Source organism: Thioclava sp. UBA3469 (assembly GCF_002378135.1).
Lineage (GTDB): Bacteria > Pseudomonadota > Alphaproteobacteria > Rhodobacterales > Rhodobacteraceae > Thioclava > Thioclava sediminum.
This window is the reverse complement of sequence record NZ_DFRG01000032.1, coordinates 1-10,530: the sequence shown is the minus strand read 5'-3', so window position 1 is coordinate 10,530 and position 10,530 is coordinate 1. Positions and strand designations below refer to the sequence as shown.

At 62.4% G+C, this 10,530-nt stretch carries 9 protein-coding genes; 5 read left to right on the top strand and 4 right to left on the bottom strand.

Annotated elements, in window-relative coordinates; genetic code table 11:
* Nucleotides 1-605, top strand: a 605-nt coding sequence (locus tag B3D39_RS02530) for a sensor histidine kinase (protein WP_286789346.1), incomplete at its 5' end; no start/stop codon positions are given.
* 247 nt (nucleotides 606-852) lie between these two features.
* Nucleotides 853-1,479: a DedA family protein gene (locus tag B3D39_RS02525; RefSeq protein ID WP_274961648.1), complete on the top strand. Its 627-nt coding sequence runs from the start codon at nucleotides 853-855 to the stop codon at nucleotides 1,477-1,479.
* A gap of 197 nt (nucleotides 1,480-1,676) precedes the next feature.
* On the opposite strand, the gene B3D39_RS02520 is transcribed toward B3D39_RS02525, so the two are convergent.
* From B3D39_RS02520 to B3D39_RS02510, 3 genes are all read right to left on the bottom strand, one after another.
* Entirely contained in the window at nucleotides 1,677-2,693 is a 1,017-nt protein-coding gene (locus tag B3D39_RS02520) for a LuxR C-terminal-related transcriptional regulator (RefSeq protein WP_274961647.1), read from the bottom strand.
* A gap of 279 nt (nucleotides 2,694-2,972) precedes the next feature.
* The gene (locus tag B3D39_RS02515; protein ID WP_274961646.1) at nucleotides 2,973-4,193 is read right to left on the bottom strand and encodes a surface lipoprotein assembly modifier; all 1,221 of its coding nucleotides are present in this window, start codon (nucleotides 4,191-4,193) and stop codon (nucleotides 2,973-2,975) included.
* Between the two features lie 79 nt (nucleotides 4,194-4,272).
* The gene (locus tag B3D39_RS02510) at nucleotides 4,273-4,857 is read right to left on the bottom strand and encodes a hypothetical protein (RefSeq protein ID WP_078547107.1); all 585 of its coding nucleotides are present in this window, start codon (nucleotides 4,855-4,857) and stop codon (nucleotides 4,273-4,275) included.
* 620 nt (nucleotides 4,858-5,477) lie between these two features.
* Here B3D39_RS02510 and B3D39_RS02505 point away from each other — a divergent pair.
* Nucleotides 5,478-7,049, top strand: coding sequence for an oleate hydratase (locus tag B3D39_RS02505; protein ID WP_274961645.1), 1,572 nt, complete (start codon nucleotides 5,478-5,480; stop codon nucleotides 7,047-7,049).
* A gap of 85 nt (nucleotides 7,050-7,134) precedes the next feature.
* Here B3D39_RS02505 and B3D39_RS02500 read toward each other — a convergent pair whose 3' ends face one another.
* On the bottom strand, nucleotides 7,135-7,824 hold the full coding sequence (locus B3D39_RS02500; protein ID WP_078539280.1) for a winged helix-turn-helix transcriptional regulator: 690 nt from the start codon (nucleotides 7,822-7,824) through the stop codon (nucleotides 7,135-7,137).
* A gap of 220 nt (nucleotides 7,825-8,044) precedes the next feature.
* Here B3D39_RS02500 and B3D39_RS02495 point away from each other — a divergent pair, with 220 nt between their 5' ends.
* Both B3D39_RS02495 and B3D39_RS02490 read left to right on the top strand, forming a co-directional pair.
* Nucleotides 8,045-9,490, top strand: coding sequence for an FAD-binding oxidoreductase (locus B3D39_RS02495; RefSeq protein ID WP_274961644.1), 1,446 nt, complete (start codon nucleotides 8,045-8,047; stop codon nucleotides 9,488-9,490).
* Nucleotides 9,491-9,567: 77 nt separating this feature from the next.
* Nucleotides 9,568-9,942, top strand: a complete 375-nt coding sequence (locus B3D39_RS02490; protein ID WP_078539282.1) for a group I truncated hemoglobin — start codon at nucleotides 9,568-9,570, stop codon at nucleotides 9,940-9,942.
* The last annotated feature ends 588 nt before the right edge of the window (nucleotides 9,943-10,530 follow it).

Sequence of the window (10,530 nt, the reverse complement as noted above, 5' to 3'; positions counted from 1 at the left end):
TGCGGCTGCGGCTCGAGCCGGTGGCGCTGGATGCGTCCCTACCGTTGGCGCAGCGCGGCGAGATCGGGAAAGCGCTGAACGATCTCGATCAAGTCTCGGAAACCTTCGACGCGATCCTGCGCCTGTCCCGCATGCAGGCCGGAATGGTCGAGATCACGCGCGTGCCCGTCAATCTCACGCAGCTTTGCCAGGATGTTGCGGAGATGCTCGGCGCGGGTGCAGAGGATGCAGGGCAGGAATTGGCGCTCGATCTGCCCGAGGACATTTCTATCGAGGGCGACCGCGAGCTTCTGTTTCAGGCGCTCGTGAACCTCGTGGACAACGCACTTCGCTACAGCCCCTCCCCGGCACGGGTCTCGATAGGCGTGCACGAGGCAAGCCAGGATGTCGTGCTGAGCGTGACAGATAACGGCCCCGGTATCCCGGACCGCGATCTGGCGCGGGTGCGCGAACGTTTCGTCCGCCTCGACCAGAGCCGCAACACCCAAGGCAGCGGTTTGGGCCTGAGCCTCGTCGACGCCATCGCGCAGATACACGGGGGCGAGCTGCGCCTGAAAAACCTCGAACGCGGCCTGCGGGTGGAGATGCGCTTTCCGACGTTGTGATGGGTGAAATGTGCCACGCAAATGACGCTCTAGCAGCGACGGGACAAACGCGGGTGTCATGCACGCATTCACGCGTTTCTCGGTGAGCCCGCCCGCCCCATGTCTCTCGCGGCTGGGACACGGTTTCGCGAGCTTTCTTTCCCGCCTTCATCGCCGCCACACCTTCAGATTTCCCCACGACCGCAAGGCAGGGTCTTTGCAGGAAACCTCAGGGGAAGCACAGGGCCAGATGCGGGAGGAATGAGACATGATTTCAGGACTGATGGGAGCCATCGCGGGCTTTATAACCCATGCGATCAGTTCCATGGGCTATGCCGGGATCGCTGCGCTGATGGCGATCGAATCCGCCTGTATCCCGCTCCCATCAGAAGTGATCATGCCCTTCTCGGGCTATCTCGCCTCGAAAGGTCAGTTCTCTCTGCTTTTGGTCGCCACCGTTGGCGCAATCGGCTGCAATATCGGGTCGACCCTCGCCTATTTCGTTGGTGCTTACGGCGGTCGCCGCGCCGTCGAACGTTGGGGGCGATACATTTTGCTCAGCCACTCGGATCTGGACCGGGCCGATCGCTGGTTCTCCCGCTATGGCAGCGCCGCGGTCTTTGTCTCGAGGCTCTTGCCGCTGGTGCGGACCTTCATCTCCCTCCCGGCCGGAATCGCTCGGATGCCGTTCTGGAAGTTCCAGATTTACACGTTCATCGGATCTTGGTCCTGGTGCCTCGTCCTCGCCTATGTCGGCCTCAAGCTCGGCCAAGCGTGGGACAAAAGCCCGGCCCTGCGCAACACCATGCACGCCCTCAATGGCGTGGTGCTCGTTGCGATCCTGATCGGGGTCGGCTTCTACGTCCGGCGCTTTTTCAAAAGTCGTGAGGCGTAACTGTTCGGTGCAGCCGCGTAGTCCAGCGAGCTGGTGCGATGCCCGCAGGACCGACGCAGGGTGTCGCGGCCACGGCTATCGTAGGCTTCTGGACCTGTCCTCCAGCGCCAATCATGCCGAACCCCATGGGCGGCATTTGCCCCGGATCGCCCATTGAATTGTCGCCCTTGTCCCAGAGCGACGCCTTCACGGAAGGCCTACATCAGTCCAAACTGCAAGGCGATGGCAACAGCCTCCGCTATGGTCCGTGCCCCGAGTTTGCGGCGGAGATTGGCGCTATGCAGATCGACTGTCGGAATGGCGATGTCGAGATCATTGGCGAGTTGGTCCCGCCTGCGGCCCCGGATCATTCCCTGAAGAACGTCCCGCTCGCGTGGCGTGAGCCGCATCTTCTCACGTGGGGCCGCGACCAGATTTCGCATTCCATCCTCTTCCTCGCTCGTCGCGATAACCCAGACCTTCCGGCCCCCGTCAGTTCGCGGCAGCAGGTTCAGCCTCAGTTTCGGTATAATTCGCCCGTCAGTCGCGCGCATTTGAGGTAGGTCGAGCGCGCCTGCCTGGCTCTTCACCGCATCTGTCGACCGTCCGATGGCTTGGCGCAAAACCCCGTGCATCGGCCCGCGTGACCGTAATTTCCGTTCGAAGTCGAGCACCAGCAGCGGATGAAGATCGAGCAGCAGCTCGGCTTTCCCGTTCATCCGCACGAGCCGCCCTTCGTGGTCGAGCTCGAAGATCGGGGCGTCATCAAGCAGGCTACGGTCGGGCGCGGTGACCTGCTGGATACTGGCGCGATGCAGCTCCCGGCGGATCTTGTGCAGCCGTCCCAGATCCTGGACATGCAAACCGAGAGTCTCCACCTCGGGATCGGTGAAATCGCCCCCGCGCTTGCCCTTGTGGAAGGCCGTGGCGACCAGACCGTCGCGAGTGCTCTGCATCATCGCGAGACACCAGTAGCGATCGACACCGTTCTTAACGATGAAATCGTTATACATTTCGCTGCGCTCGAACTCCTGAGCGCTCACGTGGTTCGACAAACGAAACAGGCCTGTGCCGCACTTCTCCGGCGTACCGTGCGCCAACCACGGATCGTGACCTTCGAACGAATTGTAATCGAGATTGGCATCCGCCTGCGTTCCGGCGGTGATTTCCCGATAATCGCCGGGATGGAGCCAGATGAAGACAGCGGACGGGATTCCGATCACCTGCGCGAGCATGTTTGGCAGCGCGGTGAAAAGCTCGTCATCGAGCGCGGCATCATAAATTTCGTGATGCGATATGAAACGTGGCATCGTGTCAGGTCAGCCGGCGCAGTCGGGTCAAATCTAAAATTGCGTGCGTTTCTCGAAAAACGACGCGCCGCGGATCGAAACTCGGCATGGCCCCCCCAAAACTCTTCAAATCAAAGCCAAACCGACCGCCGAGCAATGCGCCGAGAAAAACACTGAAGCTAAAATGCTCACCGATTAACATGCGACATAGATGCCGAATTTCGCTCAAAAATCAAGCTTTAGGGACAAAGCGCAATCAACCGAGTTCGTCGTGTAGAGCGCGACATTCGACCGGGTGCGCCGCGCGCTGCAGGTGATCCGGGGCGTTTGACCGAGGATTTTCGCTCGTTTCAATTCGAGGCTCAGCCCGAGGCTCGCGGTCCGGTCCCGACGGTGCACCCCGACGATCGGAAAGGCGGCGTCATAGCGGCGCTCTCCGTAACTGAGCGACAGCCCCCCACGAACTCCGTCGAAAAGCGGTCGGTCGAAGCCCACGCGCAACTCAGCGCCGGAATAGCGGTGGTAATCCTTTCGCGGCAAGGCGCGTTCCAGCCGCAGGCCATAGCTCAGGGCGCTACGTTGCCCCAATCTCGTTCGGCGCGCGAGGTCCACGAAATATCTCGGGCCCGTCAGGTAGGGCTTCTCGCTGTAGCTGGCATACTCGCCGTCCAGCCGGAAAACCGTGCGCCCGCCCCCTGCGGACCGCCACACTTTCGCGAACCGCACTCCGCGTGTGAGGTTGTCCGACGTGATATCCTGCGACCCGCCGCCATAGCGCCGGTCGCGCAAAAACGCCTCGACCGACCAAGGCGCACCCCCGCCGAGATGCTCGTAACGCAGGGCGAGCCCGGGCTCCGAATAGCGCAAAATCGCGGTGTGATACCAAGCCCCCGCATAGGAGGCGCGCAACCGGATGCGATGCCCCGGGCGCGGCTGAACGAACCAGTCGAGGTTCGCGCCATAGCCGAGCCCGACCCCGGAAGTCTCGTTGCCGCCGTCGTTGATCAAGAACGTGCCGAAATCGGTCACCAGATACCGTTCGGAGGCGACGTGATCGACATTGCTGCTCGGCAAGATCGAGGCCGTGGCGGAAAAGCGAAACGGATGCGCCCGATCCAACGCCTGCCATGCCGCGAGAAGCGCCGCTTCGTGCTTTGGATCCTTGGCGAGCGCGTAACGCAGGAACGCTTCGTTGCGGCGAACGGAGCCAAGCTTGGTGAAGCTCTGCTCCAACCCGGTTTGCGCAGGGGTGAATTCCGGATGGCGCGCCGCGATTTCTCCGAAAATCAGAAGCGCCCGCCCCGGTTTGCCCTGCGCGAGCTGCGCATTCGCCACGCCGAGCCAATCCGATACCGTCTGTTCCGCAAAGCTGCGCGACGGTGAGAGCAGACAGACGACAAGCGCGAAGGCGAGCCAGATCAGGAGGAAGGAAGAACGGTATCGCATCGCGCTTGTCGTTTGCCTCTCGGCGAGACGGAAAGAGACCGGGCGCAGAACGCCCGGCCTGTGCAGGAAAAGCCCCGCCTTAGTTCTCGGTGGCGTAATAATTGCCGTCGACGTTCTGGACGTCAGAGCCGTCAGTCATCGTCCCGGAGATATCGCCCACCGCAGTCAGCGTGCCCGCGTCGTCATAGAAACTGCCGGTCATATCCAGAGCGAAGTCGGCGCCCGCAGAGGAGCCATCCGACATCGTACCCGTCGCGGTCGCGCTCATGTCCGAGCTCGAAACCGTGCCCGCAACGTCGAGCGAGCCTGTCACATCGGCTTCCTTGGTCAGGACGTCGCCGCTATAGATGCCGAAATTGGACCCTTTGCCGGTCAGCGTCCCCGCGTCGAAATCGACATCCATCGCCAGTTCCCCCATCACGGTCGTGGTCGGGTCGTCGGGATTGACGTTGCTCACGCCCATATAGCCCGACATCGACGCCTGCCCCGTCGGCACGGTCGTCGTCAGGTCGCCCGTACCGATCCTGTCCGCGTAGTCGGAATAGGTTGCTTCGACGTTTTGCGCCTCTGCCGAGGTCAGCGCCGCGGAGGATCCGTTGCTGCTGTTACATGCGGCCAGCGCAAGACAGGCGGCTGACGCCGCGAGCGCGAATTTGAATGTCATGAGAATACCCCGATTTATTGGTGTTTTGTCACGGCCCAAACACACGAACCGATCACGCGCATTTCACGTCACAGTCCCCCGCGCGCGCAATCTATGAGAAACTATAGGGTTCAGCGCGATCTTGGCTTGGCCGCCGCGAAATCGTTCAACGTAATGCAGCAAGCTGCGCCAATGCTTCAGGAACAGACAAACGCGAAAGAGCCTTTTGACAGCCTCAATCTCCGCAATAGTCATGCAGTGATCCAACTGTTAATGGGGCCGAAGCATCATCCAAAGTCGACGAGAACATCCGGAAGCCGAACCGAGATAGATAATTCGAAGCTGACCTTCGCCGCTCAGGCCATAGATGTCCGCTAAGGGCCGAGATTTCCCCTCTCGCCAAAGGGGGAGCATGGATATTAGCTGCACCCGGCACGAATGGCCGGTCCCATCCTCAGACAGTTTGGGCAGTCCGCCGCATGACGTGCCGTCCCTGATCACCATGCAAGCGGGCGGAGCAGGCGTAAACTCGGCGAGCAATCTTCTTCGTCCGTTTCTCATAAAATGCTAGAATTCGCTGTGTCCCCAAGGATTTCGACGGGGGCGAAGGAAATCTGGACTGCAGGGAGCGAGGCTCGGCGATGGAAGCGACAACGGAACGACATCACATCGTCGGCGGCGGTATCGCGGGCCTTGCCACGGCGGTCTTTCTGCTACGCGACGCGGACGTGGATGGCGCGGCGATCCATGTCTACGAACAACTCGGCACCGCGGGCGGTTCGCTGGACGGATCGGGCGATGGCGAGGACGGGTATCTTGTCCGCGGCGGCCGGATGTTCGAGGAGCATTTCGCCTGCACGTTCGATCTGCTCAGCTCGATCCCCTCGGCCGACGATCCCGCCACCTCGGCAGCACAGGACATCTTCGCCTTCAACCGCATGGTGCCCGGCTCGGCCAATTGCCGCATCGTGCGCGGCGGCAAACCCGCAGAGGACCGTTTTGACCTAACGCTCACGGCGCAGGACATCGTCGATATCAACCGCCTGATCCTGCATCGCGAAAGCACGCTCGGAGCCCAGACGATCGAGGACTGGTTCCAGCCCACCTTTCTGGACAGCAACTTCTGGCTGATGTGGTCGACGATGTTCTCCTTCCAACCATGGCATTCCGTGGTCGAGATGCGGCGCTACCTGCGACGGTTCATCCATCTCTTTCCCGGTTTCACCCGGATCGCCGGCATCCTGCGCACCCGCTACAATCAGTATGACTCCCTGATCGCGCCAATCGTGAGCTGGCTGCGCGACCGAGGCGTGCAAATCGTCACCGGCAGGCAGGTTGTCGACGTGCGGATCGAGGGCTCGCGGCAGGACCGCCGCGTCAGCGCGCTGGCCTTTTCCAGCGGCGAGGAGATACCGGTCGCCGAGACCGACAAGGTCTATCTCACGCTCGGCTCGATGACCGATGCCTCGGTGACCGGATCGAACGACCGCGCGCCCAGCTGCGATGACCGCGAGGGCGGTGCCTGGACGCTGTGGCGAAAGCTGGCGGCGGAACATGAGGGCTTCGGCCGCCCGGAGGTGTTCTGCGGCGAGACTGACAAGACCGCGTGGCATTCCTTCACGGTCACGCTCGACAGTCCCGACTTCTTCGAGTTCATGGAAGATTTCACCGGCAACCGCACGGGCACGGGCGGGCTCGTGACCTTCGCGGATTCGGGCTGGACGCTCTCGATCGTGCTCTTCCACCAACCCCATTTCCGCGGCCAGAAACACGGCACCTATGTCTTCTGGGGATATGGCCTGCGCGGAGATCGTCCCGGCAACTTCACCACGAAACCGATGTGGGAGGCGACCGGCGACGAGATCCTGACCGAGCTGTTCGGCCATATGGGCCTGACGCCCGAACAGCAGGGCTGGTTCAAGACCGCCCGCGTGATCCCCTGCCGGATGCCGTTCATCACGAGCCAGTTCATGCCGCGTCAGCCCGGGGATCGCCCCGACACCCGACCCAGCGGCGCCAGCAACTTCGCGATCATCGGGCAATTCTGCGAACTCCCGCGCGACTGCGTCTTCACGGTGGAATATTCCGTCCGCTCGGCCCGGGCCGCGGTGGCGAGCCTGACGGGACGGATCACACCTCCCCCGCCGGTCGCACGCACGGACCTCGACCCCAAAGTGCTCTTCAACGCCACGCGGGTGCTGATGGGCATGTAGCCCTTCGGAACGTGCGGCCTGTGGCCAATGCCGGCACGGTCTGCCACAGCCTTCGATTACGCGCTGACCGGAACGGCGACGCGGCTCAGGAGGCGAGCTTTTTCTCGGCTGCGAAGGGGCTGAGGCCCAGCCATTTCTGCATCGAGGCCACCACGTCTCGGGACCCGATAAGGTCGAGCTTGCGGGCGGCCTTCGACACGGTCGTGAGGCCCATCCAGATCTCTGTCATCGTGCGCAAATCCGTCGTGACAAAGAGGTCGACATCGAACCCCGGATCGACCTGACACAGATCGACATCGCCGCTCGCCTCCACGATCAGCCACCACGAGGATTTCGACGCCGCGAGTTCGGGGAAGTGGAAATTCAGGATAGTCCGGCCTGGAGGAAGCGGTGAAGGATCGAGATTGCGGCGCATGTCCCACATCAGCAGCGACACATCGAGCCGCTCCAGAGACGGCTCGGATTCCACCCATTTCTGCCCCCAGATCCCGAAGGCCTCGACGAGCGGCAGCAGGTCCTTTCCCGCATCGGTCAGAAGGTAGTCGACCGCTTGAGTGCCCTCGACCGGGTGTCTCTCGACGATCCCGGCTGCCTCCAGTTCCCGCAGGCGCTGCGCAAGCAGCGTGCGCGACATGCGCGGGACACCTCGCCTGATATCGTTGAAGCGGGTCGATCCGGCCACGAGTTCGCGCACGAGGACCATCGTCCACCGGGTGCAGAGGATTTCGGCGGCCATCGCGACCGGACAGAACTGGAAATAGCTGGCGTTGGACATCGGAGATCTCCTCCATGGCTTTTCCCAGCATAGCGCAAATTGCGCTTCTTGTATCCAACTCTGTGCCCACACCCTGTGCCCGAGCGGGCCGGTCCAGTTTCGCCACTGGTTTGAGACCCGCGGCGCGCTCATCCTTTCAGAACCGCAAACAATCGAACGCGGCAGACGCGCGAGGGGTGGATCGCGTCGCTGTGCGCCATGATCTCACAGGGAGAAAGACATGTCGGATATCATTGAAATGAACGGGCTGGACGGCACGCGCAAGAAGATCACCGGCGCGGACCGGGAGGCCCTTGGAGCCGCTCTGCGCGGCAAGGCCCTGATCGAGGGAGATGAGGGCTATGACACCGCGCGGTCGATCTGGAACGGGATGATCGATCGCAAACCGGGGCTCGTCGTGCATGCGATGGGAGCCAGCGACATTCAGGCCGCGGTCGCCTTTGCCAAGGATAAAGGGCTTCGGATGGCCGTTCGGTCCGGCGGCCACCAGATTGCCGGTCTCGCAGTCGAGGACGGCTCGCTGATGCTGGACCTGTCGGGCATGCGCTCGGTTCACGTCGATCCTGAGGCCGGAACCGTCCGGGCCGAGCCGGGCGCGACACTGGGCGATGTCGATCGCGAGTCGCAGGTGCATGGGCTTGCCGTGCCTGTCGGCGTGAACTCGACAACCGGGATCGCGGGGCTGACACTTGGCGGCGGCTTCGGCTGGATCACCCGGAAATACGGGATGACCATCGACAACCTCTTGTCGGCCGATGTGGTGCTGGCCGATGGGCGCTGCGTCAAGGCGTCGAAGACGGAGCATCCGGACCTTTTCTGGGCGCTGTGCGGCGGGGGCGGCAATTTCGGGGTGGTGTCCTCCTTCGAATTCCAGGGCCACGCAATCGGCACCGAGGTTCTGTCCGGCCTCGTCATCCATCCCTTCGCGGAGGCTGCCACTCTGCTGCCGAAATTCCAGGAGATATGCGACAAGGCGCCGGACGAGCTGACGGTCTGGTCGGTCCTGCGCAAGGCGCCGCCCCTGCCCTTCCTGCCGGAAGACTGGCACGGGCGAGAGGTGCTGATCTTCGCGGCCTGCTACGTCGGCGACATGGCCAAGGGCGAAGAGGCGATGCGCGAGCTGCGCGCCCTCGGCACGCCCATTGTCGATGTGATCGGCCCGCATCCCTTCACCGGCTGGCAGGCGGCCTTCGATCCGCTGCTGACGCCCGGCGCGCGCAATTACTGGAAGAGCCGGGACTTCCTGAAGCTCGGCCCCGGCACGATGGAGGCGATACTCGGCGCGGTCGAGGAGCTTCCCGATCCGCAATGCGAGATCTTCATCGCCCATGTCGGCGGCGCGATGGCCCGCGTCCCGTCGGACGCGACCGCCTATCCGCAGCGCGACAGCCACTTCACCATGAACGTTCACACCCGCTGGGAGGACGCGGCGAAGGACAAGGCCTGCATCGCTTGGGCGCGCGATCTGTTCAACGCAACGGCAGCGGATGCGGCGCCCAGTGTCTACGTGAACTTCCTGCCAGCGGATGACGCGGATCGCCTTGCCGAGGCCTATGGCGGCAACCTCAACCGGCTGCAGGAGATCAAGGCGCGCTACGACCCTACGAACCTCTTCCGGGTCAATCACAACATCCAGCCGCAGCGTGTGCAGCAGGCCGCGCAATGAAGCCTCATCCCGGGCGCGACCCAGCGCCCGGGGTCCAAGCAGCAAACACTTCGGATAGCGAACAAGGAGCAAGAACGATGGAACAGACCCTCTACGACCGGCTGGGCGGAAAGCCCGGGATCAAGGCGCTCGTCGACGATGTCCTCGAGGCGCATATGGTAAACCCCGCAATCAGCGCCCGTTTCCTGCCATACCGCGAAAGGCCAGACGACCTGAACGACGCCAAGGCCCAACTCTGCGCTTTCTTCGGCGCAGGCAGTGGCGGCCCCGAGCAATATACCGGGCGTGACATGGTGGCGGCGCATCGCGGCATGAATATCAGCACCGGCGAATACATGGCCGCAATCGACGACATCATGTCGGTCCTCGCCGCGCATGAGATCGACGAGATGACCCGCAAGGACGTGCTGATGATCGGCTATTCTCTCAAGGGCGACATTACGAACCAATGAACGTGTTCGACCGGGGTGGCTGTGTTGTCAATATTCGGACGCAGCTACGGGAACCTCGCTGCCTTTTACGCTCCGGTTAGTCGGCACTGACACTCGGCGTGCCAAGCTCAGGCGACCAATACCTCGAAGTATTGGTATTTCGACTCCAATTCGGCTGGCACCTTCTGGCTGGCCGGAGCTAATCTCGAGATGTGCTAAGAACACTTGGTGAACGCAGCCAAGCCAACCCTTCTGTCAAGCCGAGCGATTTTTCGGCTCGATAGCGTGATCGGACTACCGAAAATACCTTGCCGCGCCGAAATCGAACACCCATCCTTAGGACATCCAACTGTGGCAAAAACCACGGGACTACGCAGAAAACCCTTAACGACTTCAACTTCTTAAGACTGAATCCAAGACAGCCCCGTTCCCTGCCGCCGGAGCCAAATCTCACGCAGGAGACTGACTTCAGAGAGAAAAACCCAGAGTTCGCTCCGGGCTTTCTTTTTTCTGGCTTCCCGAAGGCACAAACGCGGCACGCTCCAAGGCACATTTGCGGCACGGACCGACGGAGCCGCGCCGGGGGCTTACTGCGCGTCGCGCGCCGCC

Coding starts and splice junctions, on each gene's coding strand:
- B3D39_RS02525 (WP_274961648.1), top strand. CDS start 853: ATGATTTCAGGACTGATGGGAGCCATCGCGGGCTTTATAACCCATGCG.
- B3D39_RS02520 (WP_274961647.1), bottom strand. CDS start 2,693: ATGCTCGCGCAGGTGATCGGAATCCCGTCCGCTGTCTTCATCTGGCTC.
- B3D39_RS02495 (WP_274961644.1), top strand. CDS start 8,045: ATGTCGGATATCATTGAAATGAACGGGCTGGACGGCACGCGCAAGAAG.
- B3D39_RS02490 (WP_078539282.1), top strand. CDS start 9,568: ATGGAACAGACCCTCTACGACCGGCTGGGCGGAAAGCCCGGGATCAAG.
- B3D39_RS02515 (WP_274961646.1), bottom strand. CDS start 4,193: ATGCGATACCGTTCTTCCTTCCTCCTGATCTGGCTCGCCTTCGCGCTT.
- B3D39_RS02510 (WP_078547107.1), bottom strand. CDS start 4,857: ATGACATTCAAATTCGCGCTCGCGGCGTCAGCCGCCTGTCTTGCGCTG.
- B3D39_RS02505 (WP_274961645.1), top strand. CDS start 5,478: ATGGAAGCGACAACGGAACGACATCACATCGTCGGCGGCGGTATCGCG.
- B3D39_RS02500 (WP_078539280.1), bottom strand. CDS start 7,824: ATGTCCAACGCCAGCTATTTCCAGTTCTGTCCGGTCGCGATGGCCGCC.